Annotated in this window: 19 protein-coding genes; 10 read left to right on the plus strand and 9 right to left on the minus strand. The window is 62.3% G+C overall.

The window, feature by feature from the left end; all coding sequences use genetic code 11:
- Nucleotides 1-3: 3 nt before the first annotated feature.
- Nucleotides 4-876, minus strand: coding sequence for a 50S ribosomal protein L11 methyltransferase (locus tag M653_RS0101330; RefSeq protein ID WP_027141662.1), 873 nt, complete (start codon nt 874-876; stop codon nt 4-6).
- A gap of 11 nt (nt 877-887) precedes the next feature.
- Nucleotides 888-1,466: an SCO family protein gene (locus M653_RS0101335; RefSeq protein ID WP_027141663.1), complete on the minus strand. Its 579-nt coding sequence runs from the start codon at nt 1,464-1,466 to the stop codon at nt 888-890.
- A 197-nt stretch (nt 1,467-1,663) separates the two neighbouring features.
- On the opposite strand from M653_RS0101335, the gene M653_RS0101340 reads away from it, so the two are divergent.
- The 3 genes from M653_RS0101340 (at nt 1,664) to M653_RS0101350 (ending at nt 3,657) form a co-directional block, all read left to right on the plus strand.
- Nucleotides 1,664-2,182, plus strand: a complete 519-nt coding sequence (locus M653_RS0101340) for a CreA family protein (protein ID WP_084636345.1) — start codon at nt 1,664-1,666, stop codon at nt 2,180-2,182.
- An 83-nt stretch (nt 2,183-2,265) separates the two neighbouring features.
- Nucleotides 2,266-2,907 (plus strand): DapH/DapD/GlmU-related protein, encoded by a 642-nt coding sequence (locus M653_RS0101345; protein ID WP_027141665.1) that lies wholly within the window; start codon nt 2,266-2,268, stop codon nt 2,905-2,907.
- A gap of 321 nt (nt 2,908-3,228) precedes the next feature.
- Nucleotides 3,229-3,657 (plus strand): low affinity iron permease family protein, encoded by a 429-nt coding sequence (locus tag M653_RS0101350; RefSeq protein ID WP_027141666.1) that lies wholly within the window; start codon nt 3,229-3,231, stop codon nt 3,655-3,657.
- Nucleotides 3,658-3,660: 3 nt separating this feature from the next.
- Here M653_RS0101350 and M653_RS0101355 read toward each other — a convergent pair whose 3' ends face one another.
- Entirely contained in the window at nt 3,661-4,527 is an 867-nt protein-coding gene (locus M653_RS0101355; protein ID WP_027141667.1) for an SDR family NAD(P)-dependent oxidoreductase, read from the minus strand.
- 135 nt (nt 4,528-4,662) lie between these two features.
- Here M653_RS0101355 and M653_RS0101360 point away from each other — a divergent pair, with 135 nt between their 5' ends.
- On the plus strand, nt 4,663-4,944 hold the full coding sequence (locus tag M653_RS0101360; RefSeq protein ID WP_027141668.1) for a hypothetical protein: 282 nt from the start codon (nt 4,663-4,665) through the stop codon (nt 4,942-4,944).
- A gap of 81 nt (nt 4,945-5,025) precedes the next feature.
- Here M653_RS0101360 and M653_RS0101365 read toward each other — a convergent pair whose 3' ends face one another.
- Nucleotides 5,026-5,601: a TMEM175 family protein gene (locus M653_RS0101365; RefSeq protein ID WP_027141669.1), complete on the minus strand. Its 576-nt coding sequence runs from the start codon at nt 5,599-5,601 to the stop codon at nt 5,026-5,028.
- A 240-nt stretch (nt 5,602-5,841) separates the two neighbouring features.
- On the opposite strand from M653_RS0101365, the gene M653_RS1000000134885 reads away from it, so the two are divergent.
- Nucleotides 5,842-6,249, plus strand: coding sequence for an SH3 domain-containing protein (locus M653_RS1000000134885; protein ID WP_027141670.1), 408 nt, complete (start codon nt 5,842-5,844; stop codon nt 6,247-6,249).
- A 212-nt stretch (nt 6,250-6,461) separates the two neighbouring features.
- A complete protein-coding gene (locus M653_RS0101375) occupies nt 6,462-7,667 on the plus strand; it encodes an MFS transporter (RefSeq protein ID WP_027141671.1) in 1,206 nt (401 codons plus the stop codon).
- 24 nt (nt 7,668-7,691) lie between these two features.
- Here M653_RS0101375 and M653_RS0101380 read toward each other — a convergent pair whose 3' ends face one another.
- On the minus strand, nt 7,692-9,164 hold the full coding sequence (locus M653_RS0101380; protein WP_027141672.1) for an MATE family efflux transporter: 1,473 nt from the start codon (nt 9,162-9,164) through the stop codon (nt 7,692-7,694).
- 183 nt (nt 9,165-9,347) lie between these two features.
- On the opposite strand from M653_RS0101380, the gene M653_RS0101385 reads away from it, so the two are divergent.
- Nucleotides 9,348-10,151, plus strand: coding sequence for a L,D-transpeptidase (locus tag M653_RS0101385; RefSeq protein ID WP_027141673.1), 804 nt, complete (start codon nt 9,348-9,350; stop codon nt 10,149-10,151).
- A gap of 56 nt (nt 10,152-10,207) precedes the next feature.
- Here M653_RS0101385 and M653_RS0101390 read toward each other — a convergent pair whose 3' ends face one another.
- Nucleotides 10,208-11,677: an esterase-like activity of phytase family protein gene (locus M653_RS0101390; RefSeq protein WP_027141674.1), complete on the minus strand. Its 1,470-nt coding sequence runs from the start codon at nt 11,675-11,677 to the stop codon at nt 10,208-10,210.
- 266 nt (nt 11,678-11,943) lie between these two features.
- On the opposite strand from M653_RS0101390, the gene M653_RS1000000137530 reads away from it, so the two are divergent.
- The 3 genes from M653_RS1000000137530 to M653_RS0101405 all read left to right on the plus strand — a co-directional run bounded on the left by M653_RS1000000137530 (nt 11,944) and on the right by M653_RS0101405 (nt 14,093).
- A complete protein-coding gene (locus M653_RS1000000137530; RefSeq protein WP_084636347.1) occupies nt 11,944-12,108 on the plus strand; it encodes a hypothetical protein in 165 nt (54 codons plus the stop codon).
- Entirely contained in the window at nt 12,105-13,655 is a 1,551-nt protein-coding gene (locus M653_RS0101400; protein WP_027141675.1) for a trimethylamine methyltransferase family protein, read from the plus strand. Before M653_RS1000000137530 ends, M653_RS0101400 begins: the two co-directional genes overlap by 4 nt.
- Before the next feature lie 123 nt (nt 13,656-13,778).
- A complete protein-coding gene (locus M653_RS0101405) occupies nt 13,779-14,093 on the plus strand; it encodes a hypothetical protein (RefSeq protein WP_027141676.1) in 315 nt (104 codons plus the stop codon).
- 55 nt (nt 14,094-14,148) lie between these two features.
- On the opposite strand, the gene M653_RS0101410 is transcribed toward M653_RS0101405, so the two are convergent.
- The 3 genes from M653_RS0101410 to M653_RS0101420 all read right to left on the minus strand — a co-directional run bounded on the left by M653_RS0101410 (nt 14,149) and on the right by M653_RS0101420 (nt 18,985).
- Nucleotides 14,149-14,715 (minus strand): hypothetical protein, encoded by a 567-nt coding sequence (locus tag M653_RS0101410; RefSeq protein WP_027141677.1) that lies wholly within the window; start codon nt 14,713-14,715, stop codon nt 14,149-14,151.
- Nucleotides 14,712-15,584: a hypothetical protein gene (locus M653_RS1000000134250; RefSeq protein WP_198028648.1), complete on the minus strand. Its 873-nt coding sequence runs from the start codon at nt 15,582-15,584 to the stop codon at nt 14,712-14,714. Before M653_RS1000000134250 ends, M653_RS0101410 begins: the two co-directional genes overlap by 4 nt.
- Nucleotides 15,585-16,162: 578 nt before the next feature.
- Nucleotides 16,163-18,985 (minus strand): UvrD-helicase domain-containing protein, encoded by a 2,823-nt coding sequence (locus M653_RS0101420; protein ID WP_027141678.1) that lies wholly within the window; start codon nt 18,983-18,985, stop codon nt 16,163-16,165.
- Nucleotides 18,986-19,051 lie beyond the last annotated feature (66 nt).

Genomic DNA, 19,051 nt, shown 5'->3' on the forward strand with positions numbered 1-19,051 from the left:
GCCTCAGCGCTTGAGGTGGATCGTCACCCAGCCTTCGCGGTGTAAGGTGCTGATATGGCGGAAATTCTGGCCGACATAAGCCGATACCACCGCATCGCGCTGGCGGTCTAGGATGCCTGACAGCACGATCGAGCCGCCAAGCGCGATATGCCCTGCCATTTGCGGCGCGAGCCGCATCAGCGGCCGCGCCAATATGTTGGCGACGATGAGGTCGAAGGGCGCGCGCCTGGCGAAGATCGGGTGATGAAAGCCCGGCGCGGTCACCGTCTCGATGAGCGTCTTGACGTGGTTCAGCCGCGCATTGGCGGCGGCGACCTTGACCGCCACCGGATCGATGTCGGTGGCCAGCACCGGAATATGCGCCAGCTTGGCGACGGCGATCGCCAGCACCGCACTGCCTGTGCCGAGGTCGAGCGCGTTGCGCGGGTGCTCGCGCTGCACGACTTTCTCCAGCATTTCGAGGCATCCGGCGGTGGTGCCGTGATGACCGGTGCCGAAGGCAAGGCCCGCCTCGATCTCGATGGCGAGTTCGCCGCTGTGGCGCTTCCTGCTGTCGTGCGCGCCGTGGACAAAGAACCGGCCGGCGCGCACCGGCTTCAGGCCTTCCAGGGAACGTGCCACCCAGTCGATGTCGGGCAGCGCCTCGCGCTCGACCGGTCTCGACAAGGCAAGGCCGGCGAGAACGTCCTTCAGCCGCGCCTCGACCGCGTCGACGTCGCCATCGGCATAGAGCGAGACCTCATGGATGTCGGCGTCTTCGTCGACCTCCAGCACGGCGATCGGCAGGCCTTCATCCTCGAAGGCCGTTTCGAGCGCCGCGAAGATGCGCTCCGCCTCGATCTTTCCGGTGGTGAAGTGGAGCCGCGTCTGGGTCATGTGAATTCTGGTCAGCCGTTCGCGGCGAGGCGCTTCAGCTTCTCCACGGCGGTGTCGGCGCTCTCGCCATAGGCGATCGTGCCCGCAAAGTCGCCCTTGGCGTTGAGCAGCAGCACCGAGGCGGTGTGGTCCATGGTGTAGTCGCCGTCGCCGGTGTCGACCTTCTTCCAGTAGATGCCGAATGCCTTGGCCATGGCATGGACCTTGTCAGGGTCGCCGGTAATGCCGGTGATGCGGTCGGAGAAATTGCTGACATAGGCGTTCATGACCTGCGGTGTATCGCGCTCCGGATCGATCGAGACGAAATAGGCATGCAGGTCCTTGCCGTTGTCGCCGAGCGTCTTCAGCCAGCCGGAGAGTTCGAACAGCGTGGTCGGGCAAACTTCGGGACAATGGGTAAAGCCGAAGAAGACGACGCTGGGCTGGCCCCGGAAAGCGGCCTCGGTAATCGGTGCGCCATTCTGGTCGACCAGGGTGAACGCCGCGCCGAACGGCTCGCCGCCATAGTGGCCGCGATACCAGTCGAAGGTCAGCCAGCCGATGCCGGCGGCCATCAGGACGAGAATGCCAACCAGGATAGAACGCATCATCAGAAAAGTCCGTCTGTAATGTCATGGGGTGGGCGGGCCAAAGCCGTGCGCCCCTTGTTCGGCCACAGTCTTAGCGGTTCAGCCTCGCACAGGCAAAGTGCCGCGTTGCCGCAACCGCTGTGGTGTTGACGCATCCGCTTGCAAAGCCGCACAGCCCGCCCCACCCGAGACCGGCAACTCGAACCGAGGAGGCCTCTTTGCTCGAACTGATTGGGCTCGAACTGACTGGACGGAAACTGATCGGCGGCGCGTTGGCGGCATTCATTGCGCTTGGCGCCGGTAGCGCAGTTGCCGAGGAAGTCGGCAAGGTCGGCGTCGACTGGGTCGGCAACGACATCATCATCGACGCGATCAAGGACCCGAAGGTGGATGGCGTGACCTGCCATGTCTCCTATTTCGACCGAAGCGTCATCGACCGCCTGCACAAGGGCAATTGGTTCGAGGATCCAAGCGATTCCTCGATCTCATGCCGTCAGACCGGCCCGATCACCATCGGCGACATCGACATGAGCGAGGGCGGCGAGGAGGTGTTCAAGCAAGGCCTCAGCCTGATCTGGAAGAAGCAGGTGGTGAACCGCATCTACGACAAGAAGAACGAGACGCTGATTTATCTGTCGCACTCGCGCCAGGTGCAGAACGGCTCGGCCAAGATGTCGGTTACGACGGTGCCGCTCTACGGCCAGAACGTGGTGTGGAGCAACAGCAAGCCGAAATAGGCGGGCGAACTCTTCCTGGTGCTACTCTGACGATGATCGGCTCCTGCTTGCGGGACCAATCGCTCTGACGTAAAGCCGCCGGCATGGACCGTTCCGAAGATCTCGTAGCGAAAGACCCCGAGCCGCGCATCCATCCAACGGCGGAGATGAAGGGCTGCAAGCTTGGCCGCTACGCCGCGATCGGCGAACGCGTCGTGCTGCGCGAGGTCATCGTCGGCGATTTCTCCTATTTCGAACGCCATGCCGAGGCGATCTATACGACGATCGGCAAATTCTGCTCCATCGCCGCCAACAGCCGCATCAACGCGCTGGAACATCCGATCGAGCGGCTGACCCAGCACAAGGTCAGCTATCGGCCGAACGAATATTTCCGCTGGCTGGGCGTCGATGCCGCGTTCCGCGAGCGGCGGCGGTCGAAGGCCGTGACCATCGGCAATGATGTCTGGATCGGCCACGGCGCGGTCATCTTGCCTGGCATCGCCATCGGCAATGGCGCGGTCATCGGCGCCAATGCGGTGGTGACGCGGGACGTGCCATCCTACACGATCGTCGCCGGCGTGCCGGCGAAGCCGATCAGGCTGCGCTTTGCCCCTGAAATAGCGGCACGCATCGAGGCTCTCGCCTGGTGGGACTGGCCGGTCGAGAAACTCGCCAGGGCGGTTCCCGACATGCAGGCAATGCCGATCGAAGCCTTCCTCGACCGCTGGGAAAACGACGCCGTTTAATCTCCCGCGGAGAACGGTTTGGGCCTCGCCGTCACGGCTGCGCAGGGAGCTGTTCTTGGCGCTCTCCGGAATGAAACCCCTTCCGCCATGCGGGGGTGGCGCGGCGGAAGGGGCTGGAGGTAAACCGCTGTGAAGCGGAAGGAACAGGCTCTTGCCTGCGCGGCTACCATGACATTGAACCGATAAGGTGTGTTTTGTGCCGAATGCGCGCTTCGCGTGCATTTAATTGCATCGGTTGTATTTTTTGCCCGCGGGAACCTGAAATGGCTGGTGGTTGTTTCCTCTTGTGCCCGCACGGAGCCGCGCTGTCTGAGGGAGTTCATGATCGAGAAGCTTTTCACCAAAATCGCCAACCGGGTAGCTCACCTTGCTGGCCTGTCCCCCACGTTCGCACTCTGTTGCTTGATCGTCATCGTCTGGGGAGTAAGCGGGCCACTCTTCGCGTTCTCGGACACCTGGCAACTGGTGATCAACACCGGGACGACAATCATCACCTTCCTGATGGTGTTTCTCATCCAGAACACCCAGAATCGCGACGGCGCGGCGATCCAGGCCAAGCTCGATGAGCTGATACGGGTCAGCGCGGCCAAAAACACCTTCATCGGCATCGAGCACCTGACTGAAGCCGAGGTCCAGGAGATCCGCGCCAAATGCGAGCGGGCGGCTAAGCGGCACGACGAGAAGGTCGCCACCATGGCGGCCAAGAAGGCGGTTGCCCAGAAGCGGGGCGCGAAAAAGAGCGTGGCTTGAGGCTCAGCCTTTCATGAACGCCGCGAACGCATCCTTGTGGTCGGGGTGCCAGCGCGACAAGGCAGGGCGGTTTTCGATGATGTCGCCGATCGCCCAGGCCATGCGCTTTTCGTCCAGCGGCCGCGCGGCCTCATTGTCGGGGCACAGGATGTAGAAGTCACCCCTGACCAGCGATTCCAGCATGAAATCAATCACCTGCTCACCGGTCCACGCCCCCGCCGGCTTTTCCGTCGCGCCTTCGGTCAGGCCGGTATAGGTGAAGCCGGGGATAAGCAGATGCGCCGACAGGCGGGCGCCAGGCTCATTCCTCAGCGCATGCGCCAGACCCTCGGTAAAGGTCTTCACGCCGGCCTTGGAAACGTTGTAGGCGAGGTTGCCGGGCGGCGTGGTGATGCCTTGCTTGGAGCCGGTGTTGACGATCAGGCCCGGCTTGGCCGATGCGAGCATGCGTGGCGCGAAGGCTTCGACGCCATGCACGACGCCCCAGAAATTGATGTCGAGCAGCCGTTTCCAGCCGTCGCGGTTGTCCCAGGGTTTTCCCGGGTTGTCGCCGACGCCGGCATTGTTTATCAGCAGCGAGACGTCGCCGAAGGCGCCGAATGCCCGGTCGGCCAAACGATCCACCTCATCGGCCTTCGACACGTCCGATGCAACGGCAAGCACGGCGTCGTCGCCGGCAATCGCGGCAACGGCTCGCGAGGCATCGTCGAGGCGCGGGCCGCCAATGTCGGCGAGCACGATCTTCATGCCCATCAGCGCCAGCCGTTTGGCCGCCGCAAGACCAATGCCGCTGGCGGCGCCGGTGATGACGGCGGTATTGCCTTGGCCAAGCGCGGGCAAGGCGGTCTGGATCTCGGTATCGGGGATCATCGGCGATGCTTTCCTTTTTCGATGGCGCCGAACTTAGCGCCGGAACGGGCTTGTGCAAGCCGCCGTCGGGGCTTGTCGGGTTGACCAGTCCGGTCGTGGCTGCGCATGCTGCGATGCCAAAAGGGAGATTTCCGATTGACGGATTGGGTTGCAATTCTGAAGGAGCAGACCGCCACCGGCGACCAGATGGGGCGCGAGGTGCCACAGATGCTGGCCAACCCGGATATCAGCGAAGCCCAGGTGAAAACCTTGTTCTCCGCATTGGAAAAGCAAGCGGAGTTCGTCGAGAAGCTGCGCATGGCGCTGGAGAAGTTCGGCCATGATTTCTCGATCATCAAGGCGGCGGAGCGGCTGGAAGAGCGCTATGCCGAGCTTGCCGCTTCCGTGGCGGAGAAGCTGAAGGCGATGCGCGGTTAAGCAATTCCAGGTAAAGTGTGAAGCGGTTTTCCCGGGAAAAGCGCATAGCGCTTTCCCTAGGGAATTGCGCCGGACAAAGAGCTATTTTTCGAGAACGCGCGAAAAACGCGTGTCCGGCACCAGCCAGACCAAGGCGACGGCGACATAGAGCGCGACGCCGATCCACCGGTCGAGGAAGGTCAGCCCAACGGCCGCTATGTAGACGGCAAGCGAAATCCTTCCCTTGCGGTCGCGGCCGATCGCCTTGGCGAATGCGGTATCCGGCCCATGCAGCCGATGCAGCGCAATGACCAGGATGCTGTAGGCGGTCGCACACATTACAAGGTCGAAGCCGTAAACCGCGACGGGAACCGTGGCGAAATGGTTCTCGCCCATGAAGGCGGTCGTCATCGGCATCAGGGACAACCAGAACAACAGATGCAGGTTCGCCCACAGCACGTGGCCGTCGACACGCTGCACGGTGTGGAACATGTTGTGCAGATTGTTCCAGTAGATGCCGACATTGATGAAGGATAGCACGTAGCATAGGAAGATCGGCCACTGCGGCAGCAGCGCCGAAAAATCCTCGCCTTCCGGCACCTTCAGGTCCAGCACCATGATGGTGATGATGATAGCCACCACGCCGTCGGTGAATGCCTCGACCCTGCCTTTGCCCATGATCACCACCCCGGTCCGCGACGAATTGCCGAAAGATAGTAAATCGTTAGCGGATGTTGGCGCGCCGATAAACAGTGCGAGGAAAATTCCTCAACTATATCAGGGGAAACTTCCACGCAGGGCCGGTGATCGTGGTGATCGGCCCTGGCAGCTTGTTGACTTTTCTCGCCGCGGCCTCTCCCGTTGCGATGCTGTCCCGGCCGAAGCAGTCGAACGGCCGGCACTCGATGGAAGGGACCGATGAGATTTCGATTTCTGCTTGCGATAGCGACCATCCTAGCCGCCGTCTTCGGGACGTCCGCCGCGGCTTTCGCCTACGGCGCCCATACCACGACCAGCCTCAACGTTCGTACCGGGCCTGGCGCGGAATACGCCAAGGTCGGGACGCTGCCGGCCGGCTTCCGGGTTGACGTGACCGGCTGCCAGCCTGGCTGGTGCAGGATCCATGGCGGCGGTGTCAGCGGCTGGGCCAGCTCCGGCTATCTCTCGCGAGCCCAAGTCGTGCATCCGCCGGTTATCATCGCGCGCCCGCCGCATCGCCCGCCATACTGGCACCATCGGCCCCATCACCGCCCGCCGCACCATCGCCCACCGCACAAGCCGCGTCCCGGCAAGTGCAAGATCGCGCCCGGTTTTTCCTGCAAGTAGGCCCGGTTTCCTGCAAACGGATTGATAGCGTCTGATGCGGCACAAGGGGTGCCGTGATGGATGGGGGCCGCTGGCCCCGATCCGCATTTGTGCGTTCATCGGCCTGGTCAGGCAAGGCCCACCGTGGTGTCAGGAGGGTAGCCGTTGACCGGAACGCCGGCGGGAAGGGCGCGTTAACGTCGCGATCCCTGAAACTGATGACGAGGTTGGCCATGGCCTTTCGTGATTTGGCGCAAACTCAGAACGAGGCCGGCGACGTCCTCGCGATCCCGACTGTCGCGGCGATGATCGCGGTGCTGTTTGCCGGCAGCACGGCGCTGACGCCCCTCTATATCATCTACAAGCAGCAATTCGGCTTTTCGCAGATTACCTTGACGCTGATCTACGCGGTCTATGTTGTCGGCAATCTCGGCGCCTTGCTGGTGTTCGGCGGCGTGTCGGATGTTGTCGGACGCCGGCCCACTGCGCTGGCGGCGATGATCGTGGCCATTGTCAGCGCGCTTATCTTCCTGTTCGCCGGAAATGTCGTCTCGCTCGACGTGGCGCGCATCCTGAGCGGGCTTGGCATCGGCGTTGGCGCCGGAACGGGAACCGCCTGGATTGCCGAGCTTCTCCCCGCCGCCGACAAATCGCGTGCCAGCGTCATCACCACCAGCACCAATTTCCTCGGTCTCGGTTTCGGATCGCTGATATCGGGCCTATTGGCTCAATACGAGCCCTGGCCCCTGCGGCTGGTCTTCGTCGTCTATCTCGTGGCACTCGCGGTGGTGGCGGTCCTGGTCTGGCGCACCCGTGAAACGGTGGCGAAGCCGGGTGGCCTCGGGCGGATTTCGATGCGGCCGCGCCTCTCCGTACCTCAGAAGATACGCACGCACTTCGTCGCGCCGGCGGTGACCGGTTTCGGCGCGATGGCGCTGGTCGGCTTCTATGCCGCGTTGGCGCCGAGCATCCTGGCGCAGCAGCTGAACGAAACGAACCATGCCGTTGCCGGCGCACTGTTCTTTGAACTGGCGATCGTCGCGGCGGCCAGCATCGTGTTGCTGATGCGGGTGCAGAGCAGCAAGGCCATGCTGGCCGCCCTGGCCCTGATGATCCCTAGCGTGCTGGTGTTGGTGGCGGCGCAGATGCTGGCCTCGATGACGCTGATGATAGTGGCGACGGCCTGCTGCGGTGTCGCGGCCGCGCTTGGCTACCGAGGCGGCCTGCAGGTGGTGAACGAGATCGCACCGCAGGACCGCCGTGCCGAAGTGGTGTCCAGCTTCTTCGTCTGCTGCTTTGTCGGCAATGCCTTGCCTGTCATCGGCATCGGCGTCGTGTCGACCTATGCCAGCCCTGTCGCCGCGAGCCTGGCCTTCGCGGCCATGATCATCGTGTTCGCGCTGGTGGCGCTCGCCTTCGGGCTCAGACAGAGGCGCTGAGACAGCCGCGCCAGCAGCCGCGCTTCAGCCGTTCGGCGTTTCAGGTGTCATGTTCGCGCGCTGGCGCGGCACGCCGAGCCCCGTGTCGGGCGGCTCGCCGGCAGCCGGCCTGTTCTCGATCATGTGCAAGGTGCGCCAGCCGCCGAAGCGGTAGTAGGCCGCGGCCAGGACCAGCGAGGCGATCGAACCGGCCGGGAAACACCACCACAGCGCTTCCTCGCCGATCACGCCGCGCATGTAATAGGCAAAGCCGGTGCGCACGATGAGCACAGAGATCACCAGGATGATCAGCGGCGGCATCACGGCACCCGTGGCGCGCACCGTGGCGAACAGCACGATGGTGATGCCGAACAGGATGAACGACCAGGATGCTACGGTGTTGATGTGGGCGGCGATATCGATCGCGGCGCTGTCACTGCTCAGGAACAGGCCCAGGATCGAGCGGTCGAAGACCCATAGCAGCGCGACGAGGGCGCCGGTCAGGACGAGGTTGAAGCCGACGCCGGAGGCGGCAACGCGGCCGATCCGGTCCCAGCGGCCGGCGCCGACATTCTGCGCCGCCATGGAAGAAACCGCGGCGCCGATCGCGAGCGCCGGCATCTGGATGTAGGTCCAGAGCTGCGCGGCGATGCCGTAGGCGGCGGCGACTTGCGAACCATAGGAATTGACGATGCCCATCACCGTCAGTGCCGCCGCCGAGATCACGATCATCTGCAGGCCCATCGGCACGCCCTTGAAGACGACGATGCGCAGCAGCGCCGGATCCGGGCGTAGCAGGGCGAGATTGGCGCCGGCCAGCCGCAATGGATGTTTGCGCGCGTAGAGCACGACGAGAATGGCGATAACGCTCACGGTCTGGCCGATCAGCGTCGAGGTGGCGGAACCGGCGATGCCGAGTTCGGGAAACGGGCCGATGCCGCGGATGAGCAGGGGATTGAGCACGATGTCGAGCACGACCGCCAGCGCCATGAAGATGAAGGGCGTGCGGGAATCGCCGGCACCGCGCAGCACGGTCATGACGAAGGACAGGAGGTTCATCATCGGCACGGCGACGAAGATGATGCGCAGGTAAGAGCGTGCGAGCGGCAAGGCGTCGGCCGGCGTGCCAAGCGCGCCCAGGATGGCGTCGACCCAGATCCAGCCGCAGACCGCGAAGACCACCGAAACGAGGAAGAAGAAAGTAGCGCTGGTGCCGACGATGCGGCGCGCCTCGGGCAGGTCGCGCGCGCCGACCGACTGCGCCACCAGGATGGTGGCCGCCATGCCGATGCCGAACACCGTGCCGAGGATCAGGAACAGGACAAGGTTGGCGTTGGAGGTCGCCGTCAGCGCCGATTCGCCGAGGAAGCGGCCAACCCAAACGGCATTGACCGAGCCGTTCAGGGATTGCAGCACGTTGGAGCCGAGCACCGGCAAGGCGAAGAGCAGCAGCGTGCGTGGGATCGGGCCGCTGGTCAGGTCGCCGGTGCGCCGACGCGCGGGCATTTTTTCGTTCATGGCCGACAAAGCCTATCTCGAGTCCGGTGCGCGATGATTGCAGATTCAACCCGACAGGTCGATGCGGGGGCAGCGGGAAGCGCGGTCCACGGTGCTCATGCCATGGTCCATCCTGTTCTCAAAGCCACCGGAATGGGATATTGATCCCAAGCGCGTTGGGCCGCGTTTCTCACCGGGGGGTTCATGTCCGATATTCCGCTTGTTCCTGAGCGCCTGAGCCGGCGCGCGTTTGTTGGCGCGTCCGCTTTGGGCTGCGCTTCCGTCGTTCTCTCGGCGTGCACCACGACCGATGTGGCGCCGCCGGCAGTGGCGCCGGTCCCGCCGTCGGCTGCGCCAAGCGAGCCGGCTGTCGGCGATACCGCAACCATGTATGCGGCGCGCACCGACGAGGGTTATCAACTGCCGGCCATCCCGGTTGCCAAGCTCGATCCGAAGTTCGTGCGCCAGATCGTGGCCGATCCGACCGGCGAAAAGCCTGGCACGATCGTCGTCGATGTTTCCGAGCATTTCCTCTATCTGGTGCGCGACGGCGGAAAGGCCATCCGCTACGGCGTCAGCCTCGGCAAGGCCGGTTTCGGATGGACCGGCAGCGCCGTGGTCCAAGCGCGCAAGAAGTGGCCGGTGTGGACGCCGCCGCCGGAAATGATCCAGCGCCGGCCGGAACTGGCGAAATACAAGGACGGCATGCCGCCCGGACCGCAGAGCCCGCTGGGCGCCCGCGCGCTCTATCTCTTCCGCGACGGCAAGGACACGATGTACCGGCTGCACGGCACGCCGGAATGGGATTCCATCGGCAAGAACGCGTCGTCCGGCTGCGTGCGCTTCATGAACCAGGACATCATCGACCTCTACGGCCGCGTCAACGGCCCCGCCCAGGTCTTCGTGCGGCCCAACCTGTCTGCCGCCGGCAAGATCATGGCCGTGTCGGGCAGGACGGCCGAGCCGATCGATGCGGGCGTGCCGAAGGACGCCGAGTTCTTGAAGTAAGCCTTCACGACCTGCTCAGGCGGACGCGCCAGGCGCGCCCGCCTGTGCAGTGATCGTTACTTCTTGCCGAGACCCGGCAGCGTCATCTGATAGACTAGGAACATGGTGTCGACATCGGCGCCGTCATCGGCCTTGTAGGATGCGCCGACCTGGAAGCCGTCCTGGGCGAGGAAGTCGTTGTCGTTGCCGACGAACAGGAAATAGTCGTCGGGCAGCTTCGGATCGAGGACGCTGGCCAGCGACATCGCTTCCCATTTCTCCGAAAGCTCATTGTGGTCCTTCGCCCCACCATTATGCAGGCCGAAGCGGCCAAGCTCGGCGGCATCGTTGATGTCGATGAACGGCGTCAGCTTGGCCGGGGTCACCGAGGGATCAAGCACGCCCTTGGGTGCGACCGGCTTGTCGGCCGCGTCGAAGGCGCCGCCCGCGATGTCGGTCGCCCCGGACACATCGACGATGTTGATCTGGCGGTAGAGCGACGCATCACCCTTCTTCAGGCCCTGGCCGTTGCCGCTGTCGCGCGCCAGCATCAGGAAGGATGTGTCCGAAAGCGCCACGATCTCGCTCTGCGCGGCGACCTTGGTCTTGCCCTTGGCGTCCTTGAACACCGGCAGCGGCACGACGTATTCATGCGCGAGCTTCAGATGGGCGAGGTCGGAGGCATCGTAAACCAACGCCCGGGTGTTCTGGCGCGTCGAGGGTGAATCGCCGCCGTCCTGCCTCGGCGCCGACTGCAGCACGGCGATCAGGAACTTGCCGTCCGGCGTCATCGCCATGCCTTCGAGGCCCTGGTTGTTCTGGCGCCCGGTTTCGGGATCCTTCGGATCAGGGTCGGCGGCACCCGGGCCGGGATTGTCGGAGGAGAAGTTCGGCGTTCCCTTGCGCATCGGCACGAGGGCTGCCGGCGGCTGGGTCGCCGACATCAGGCGGCCTTGCGCGGAGAACCTGTAGATGTTGGGGCCGTACTCGTCGGAGATGAACATCGAACCGTCGGGCAGCCGCACGATGGCCTCATTGTCGAGAGCGAGCTTGCCGTTGGTGGCGACGGGCAGCATCGGCATGTCGCCGGCCGCGGCGCGTACATCCGACAGCGGATCGAGGCCGGTGGCATCGGCGCCCTTGTCGTCGGTGAGAAGCATGGTGTCGGCAAGCGTCGCCTTGACGCCCGTCTGCTCCTGGCCGGCGGCGGGAGCAGCACCCGGCGCGACAGGCGTGAACTCGATGCCGATGGTGTTGAGGCGCGGCCGGTAGTCCGTGGTGCCGGCGACATTGTAGCCACGGTCGGGCAGGAGCCAGAGCGATCCCTTGTAGGTGCCGGCATCATGGGTCCAGCCTGTAGTGTCGATTGCCATGCCGGAGCCCGAGCCGAAGGTCTCGCCGAACTTGTCGCGCTGAGCAGCCGGCATGCGGCCGACGCCGACCAGGCCCTTGTTGATGTAGGCCACGCTGTCGGCAAGCGCCGGTGTCAGGGCGGTGAACAAGGCCAGCGCGACGCCGAGCGAGGCGGTTCGGTGCAGGTGTTTCATGGACAATCCTCTTTGTGACGAAGCATGCCGGAGCGGCCGAAGGACAAAAACGGAATGAGGTGCCGCATCGACGATGCCGCGCGCGCCTCCCCAAAAGCGATCTAAGGCGTGAACATGATGCTTGCGTGACAGTGCGCGATGCCGGTCCGCTGGCGTACTGGACACATATGTCTAGCACATATAGAGTGCCGGCTTCGAACTGATCGGAAGGGAAGCCTTGAGGCCGCCGCGTAGGCTTCGTCACCTCGGGCGGATTTGGCTACACGATCAGCAAGAGCGTCGCGCTGGCGTTGGTGGACGACGATTTCGCCGGGGAGGGGACGCAGCTTTGCGTGCACATTGTCGGCGTCGAACGGCCTGCGCGGATCTTCGCGGCCTCGCCCTATGACCTAGGGCAAGGTGATGCGGCAATGAGGAGGAATTCGCGATGATCGATGACGCGGCTCGGGACAGCAGGCGCGAACGCCGGCGCGGACGCACGGGCGAGGCCGGCAGCGAATCAAGCCGCAAGCCCAATTACCGGTCGCTGAAGAATCCATTCCTGCCGCAGCCGATCTTTTCCAACGACCAGGTGGCGTCGATCCACGACACGGCGCTGCGCGTGCTGGAAGAACTGGGCATCAAGGTGCTGCTGCCTGAGGCGCGCGAGATGCTCGCCCGCGCCGGCGCGCTGGTCGATCCCGAAACCGACATGGTGCGCATCGGCCGCGATATGGTGGTGGCAGCCTTAGCCTCGGCGCCGCGATCGATCCACGCCAATGCAGGCGCGCGCGCTCGCGACCTGTCGCTCGAATTGGGCTCGATGACATTCCTGGCGGGCTCCGGCGCGCCCAACGTCACCGATCTCGACCGCGGACGGCGGCCCGGAACGCTGGTCGCCTTCGAGGAGCTCATCAAGCTGGTGCAGCATTTCGATGTCTTGCACATGCTGGGACCGTGTATCGAACCGCAGGACATCGACAATCGTTTTCGCCACTACGCCGTCAATCGGGCGCAGCTGACACTCTCCGACAAATTCCCATTCGTGTTCGCGCGCGGCACGCCGCAGGTCGATGACAGTTTCGAGATGATCAGGCTGGCCCGCGGGCTGTCCGAAGAGGAGTTCCGCTCGGGCGCGCATTGCTACACCGTCATCAACACCAACTCGCCGCGCCAGCTCGATATTCCCATGGCGCAAGGCATCATCGACTTCGCCAAGGCGGGCCAGGTCCTGATCATCACGCCGTTCTGCCTGGCCGGTGCGATGGCGCCGATCACGGTGGCCGGCGCCTTGACGCTGCAGCATGCCGAAGCGCTCGCCGGGCTGACGCTGGCACAGATCGTGCGGCCGGGCGCGCCGGTGGTCTACGGTTCCTTCTCCTCCAATGTCGACATGAAATCCGGCGCCCCGGCCTTCGGCACGCCGGAGCACGTCAAGGCCACGCTCGGTGCAGGCCAACTGGCGCGCTTCACCGGTCTGCCCTGGCGCTCGGGCGGCGGCAGCGCTGCCAACATTTCGGACGCGCAGGCCGCGCACGAGACGCAGTTCGCGCTGTGGGGCTCGGTGCTTTCGGGCGCCACCGTCTGCATCCATGCGGCCGGCTGGCTGGAAGGGGGCTTGAGTGTTTCCCTGGAAAAGCTGGTCACCGACATCGAAGCGCTGCAGACGGTCGCGGAACTTTGTACAACAACGCCCGGCGACGACGACGCAATCGGCTTCGAGGCCATCGCCGAAGTGCAGCCGGGCGGCCACTTCTTCTCGGCCAGCCATACCATGGCGCGCTACCGCACCGCCTTCTACGAGCCGCTGGTGGCCGACTGGTCGAATTTCGGCAACTGGACGCAAAGCGGGTCGAAGAACGCCACCGAACGCGCCACCGGCATCTGGAAACGCATCCTCGCCGATTTCGAGCCGCCGGCAACGGCGGCCACGTCAGGCGTGCTCGACGCATTCATCGCGAGGCGCACGGAAGAGGGCGGCGCGGCACCGGTGTCGTGAGATAGCTCGCGGATCCACCGTCCTGAATTGTGGCCGTTGTCCCGGAACCCGCGGCGCGTCCCACGCATTCATGGATGCGGGCCAATGCCTGGCTCCATTCGCGAGCCGTTGAGGGAGGACGACATGGGTTTCGACCAGTATCACGAACCGCCGGAAGAACTGTCGCAGGAAGTGCGGACCTTTGCCCGCATGATCGCCTCGCTGATCGAGGAGGCGGAAGCGATCAACTGGTACGAACAGCGCATGTCGGTAGAGAAGGACCCGCAGGCCAAGGCGATCATGAAGAACGCGCAGAGCGAGGAGTTCAAGCATTTCGGCATGGACCTCGAATTCCTGCTGCGCCAGAAGACGGACTGGCGCGTGGAACTGAAGGAGATTCTGTTCACCACAGGGGATATCGTGAAGGCTGGCGAGAAGGGCGAGAAGAAGGTGGATTAGAAATTCACGATGATTAAACCGCCTAATCCATAAGTCTATTTTTCGGAAAAGCTAACTATTGTGGGAAGATTTTCTGCCTCCTAGCCTCATCCAATTTAAGTTCGACCTGTTTTGTTGCATTCTCTGCTTCAGCGAGAGAAATATGAGGCTTAAGCCTGTTAAGGATTTGAGCGCGTGCATCAGCTGTTTTGGTCGGATTCTCGCTCATGATCATTAATGCGGTGGCAATTTTTTCAAGGGACTTTACGTCTCGATCGCCGACCCATTCGACAACGAAACTCACCTTCTTTTTGATCCTCTTGACCTTTTCCTGATGTCTTTCAAGAAAGCGAGTTCCCCATATCTCGGTTACCTCAAAGGATGGCCCATAACGGTCCTGCAAAACCACTAGTGAAATTAAGTTCGCATTCCGAACTATAGCTAGTTCGCTATGGAGTTCAAAAGAATATGGTCCATGTTTGTACAATATAAAGTCGTAATCAAGTTCGTCGACGCCAAAGCTTTTCAATATAAAAGCGGTTTTCTGGATGTGCGTCTCACCACACCAACTCCCTTTCTGCTTCAATTTAATGGTTAAATCGAGTATGATCGACACTCTGTCGTCTTGATGGGCAGGGTTCATAGCATTTCCGTTTGTTTGACCAAGTCCAAGGCCTCGGCGCGAATGGAATCGCGCCACTTCAGGGCGTCTCTCAAAATCGACCTGCAGCAAAAAAGAGAGTCGACCTCGATAGTTGGAAGACCCATGAGAACCTGTGATACCTTCAAGGAAGATTGAATCGTATTATCGTACATTTTCACCGGAAAATCCGGAGACGCAATCTTGGGTGGAATGTAGTCGTGCCTGATAAGCGCAGGATCAAACTCTTTTTGAGCAAGCTCAAATAGCTTCTCTCCGGGTCGAAGGACCCCGCCAATCTTGTCGCCAGGACTTGTTGCGTAAAAAAGGCGAAAATGCTCCCGTTTCTCGATCCGGCAAGCATGAATATAAGATGCGCTTGAGGCATCGCTTGCAGCTTTGCGAATTGCCGAAATCACTTCGGCATCGCAAACTGCAAGATGATCTTCCAGAGATACTGAAAATACACCGCCATCGAGCCAAGAGTTTAAAAAATCGATCAAATGAAGGTCGTAGACTCGGCGGATTGGGTGAAGATAAACTTGCTTGTACATAAAATGCCGAGCAAGCATCAGTGCTTCTGAGGATTCCAGGCCGCCATTTTCCAATCCAAGCGCAGGTTCGTCCGACCCCTGATCCTGCCTTGGAACTATCCTCAGAGTGTTAATTAATCTATGGTGGTCAAAGTTTCCATATTTAACACCTGCATGGTAAGAATCCCTCAATAGGTAATCTATCCTATCAGCGCCAAACGCATCCCCAACAATAATTTCCGATAATATTGTCTCCCATGTTGAAAAGCTTAAACCTTTTGCCTTCTTTGGTCCAACTGCCAGCCTAACGATGTCATCCGCCCGGAGCGGAGGGGTCATCCTCTCCCATATAGCTTGCATTTCGTCAGATCTTATTAAGTCAACTGTAATTCTCTCATGATCATAGCCTTTTGGCAGTAATTTATGTTCCGCAGCATGTGAAAAGGCAGATGACCTACATCATGGCAAAGTGCCGCCATGCGAAGAACGGCTCTCCAATATCGAAGGGCATCAGTATCAGGTATAATATCTCGAACCACAGAGTGGACGACATTTTCAGAACTTGTCACGATGTCGAATATTCGCGACGCTAAGTCCATCACTCCGAGGGAGTGCTCAAACCGGCGATGCGTCGCGCCGGGATAAACCAAGTACGTAAGCGCAAGTTGATGGATATTACGAAGGCGCTGAAATGGTCGCGAGTCAATCACGCTCCGCTCGTCGGTGCGGACGCTGATAAACGTATGAATCGGATCGCGAAACTCGTGGTGATGTTTTTCATCTTCGCTAGCTTGGGCATGCGTGAGAATCGCGCATAGATCGCAGTATATGCTCGTTCACGCTTTGTTTCATCAGGGAATTATTGGAAGATGGCGATCATTTCAAACTGTTGCCCAAACGCAACGGCGTTGAACCACTCACACCGCCGCGACAAACCCCTCCAGCACGCGTTTCTGGCCGGCCTTGTCGAAGTCGATGGTCAGCTTGTTGCCCTCGATGGCTGAAATATTGCCGTTGCCGAATTTCTGGTGGAAGACGCGGTCGCCGACGCTGAAAGCCGACGGCGTGTCGGAGACGGATTTGGCGACCAGTTCGCCGTCGATGGTCCGGCCCTTCACGCTGGTGCGGCCGGCGCCGTAGCCGGAGTCTGTCTCGCCATAGCCGATGCGTTCGACCTGATGGCCCGAGCGCGTGCCCCAGTTGCGGTCGGTCGCCTCGGTGCGGTTGGCCTGTGCGCGCTGCCAGCCCGGCGTGGAATAGGTGTTGGAGAAGGCGCCGGACTTTTCCCCGCCACCCGAATTGGCGCCGATATTGTCGAAGCGCGAGGCGCCATACGGGTTCTGTCTTCCTGCCCCTTGGCCGCCGCCACGGCCGGACGCGAACGAGCCGCCGCCATAGGGATTGCCGTAACCGCCGTAGGAATTGCCGGCTTCGGCGACCTCGACATGGGCTTCCGGCAGTTGCTCGAGGAAGCGTGACGGGATGGTCGATTGCCACAGGCCGTGGATGAGGCGATTGGAGACGAACCAGATATGCAGGTTCTTCTTGGCCCGCGTCAGGCCGACATAGGCGAGCCGCCGCTCTTCCTCCAGGCCTGAGCGGCCACCTTCGTCCAGCGCGCGCTGGTGGGGAAAGAGGCCTTCCTCCCAGCCGGGCAGGAAGACGGTCTCGAATTCGAGGCCTTTGGCCGAGTGCAGCGTCATGATGGAAACGGCATCGAGCCCGGCATTCTGCTCGGCATCCATGACCAGGGCGACATGTTCGAGGAAGGAGCGCAGCGATTCATACTCCTCCATGGAGCGGATCAGCTCCTTCAGGTTCTCGAGCCGTCCGGGCGCTTCGACGGAGCGGTCGTTCTTCCACATGTCGGTGTAGCCGCTCTCTTCGAGAATGGTCTCGGCGAGCTCGGTGTGCGGCGTGGTTTCCAGCGCCTTCTGCCAGCGTTCGAAATTGGCCGCGACCTCGCGCAGCGCGGCGCGCGGCTTCGGCTTCAGCTCGTCGCTTTCGGCAAGCGTTCCCGCCGCCTCCAGCATCGGGATGCGCAGGCTGCGCGCCGTGTCGTGGATCTGGCGGATGGTCGCTTCGCCCAGGCCGCGCTTCGGTACGTTGACGATGCGCTCGAAGGCGAGGTCGTCGGTGCTGTTGGCGACGACGCGGAAGAAGGCCAGCGCGTCGCGGATTTCCATGCGTTCGTAGAAACGCGGGCCGCCGATGACGCGGTAGTTCAGACCGAGCGTGATGAAGCGGTCCTCGAAGGCGCGCATCTGGAAGGACGCGCGGACAAGGATCGCCATGTCGTTCAAATTATGCTTCTGGCGCTGGTAGGCCTCGATGGTCTCGCCGATGGCGCGGGCTTCCTCCTCCGAATCCCAGGCGGCGTGGACGTTGACCTTGCCGTCCTCGGGATCGTTGCGGTCGGTGAACAGCGTCTTGCCGAAACGGCCCTCATTGTAGGCGATGAGATGGGAGGCGGCACCCAGTATGTGCGCGGTCGAGCGGTAATTGCGCTCCAGCCGGATGATGGTGGCGCCGGGAAAATCCTTGTCGAAGCGCAGGATGTTATCGACCTCGGCGCCGCGCCAGCCATAGATTGACTGGTCGTCGTCGCCAACGCAGCAGATATTTACTTTGTTTTCGCTCACGGGCTGTTCCGCGCCTGCCGGCGCGGGCCCTCCGCCCCATCTTTTTTGCGCGCCTTCGGCGTCGCGGGAGTGGCCTCGCAACGGCTCGGACGCCCGGTCGGGCTTGCGGCCTTCGGCCGAAGCAGCCGATCCATGGCTATGCTCCAGTGGGCCTTCTTCAGGCGCTAGAGGCCTATAGCGCCCTACTTCTGTTCTGTCGATGACTGACGAATTGGACGCGGTGGGAGCGCGACCGCCCGGAGAACCACTCCTTGGCGCTTCGGGCCTTTGCGCCAGCAGGCGCAGCCACATGTACTGGGCGGTGTTGGTGTCCTGGTATTCGTCGACGAGGATGTATTTGAAGCGCCGGTGATAGTCCTTCAGCACATCGGGATTGGCGCGGAAGATGCGGATCGGGTGGCAGAGCAGGTCGCCGAAATCGCAGGCGTTCAGCGTCTGCAGCCGCTCCTGATAGGCCTTGTAGAGTTCGCGGCCCTTGCCGTTGGCGAAGCTGCGCGCATCGCCCTCGGCGATGTCGGCCGGGCCCTGGCCCTTGTTCTTCCAGCCGTCGATCATCTGGGCAAACTGTTTCGCGGGCCAGCGCTTGTCATCCAGGCCCTCGGCCTGGATGAGCTGCTTGATCAGCCGCACGACGTCGTCGGTGTCGAGGATGGTGAAGTCGGATCTCAGGCCGGCAAGCTCGGCATGGCGGCGCAGCAGCTTCACGCCGATCGAGTGGAAGGTGCCGAGCCACGGCATGCCCTCGACATTGCCTTCGCCGATCAGGATGCCAATGCGCTGCTTCATCTCGCGCGCGGCCTTGTTGGTGAAGGTCACGGCGAGGATCTGCGATGGGAACGCCCTGCCGGTGGCGAGGATGTGGGCGATGCGGGTGGTCAGCACGCGGGTCTTGCCGGTGCCGGCGCCGGCCAGCACCAGAACCGGTCCTTCGGTGGTCTCCACCGCCAGCCGCTGCTCGGGGTTAAGCCCCCTCAGATAGTCCGGCGCATTGTTTTGGCCGCCGCGGGCAGCCATGGCGCGCGCGGCAATGCCCGACGGGGCCGTGGGCCGCGCATCGGGTTCGTCGAAAAAGGGCATGTCTTCGGAAAAGCCGGACATCGCCCCCGAATGTAGTGATTCGGTAGCGAAAGACCAGAACTGTCTACGTTTTGTTCCGGTAAACTG

The organism is Mesorhizobium sp. WSM3626 (genome assembly GCF_000513935.1).
Lineage (GTDB): Bacteria > Pseudomonadota > Alphaproteobacteria > Rhizobiales > Rhizobiaceae > Mesorhizobium > Mesorhizobium salmacidum.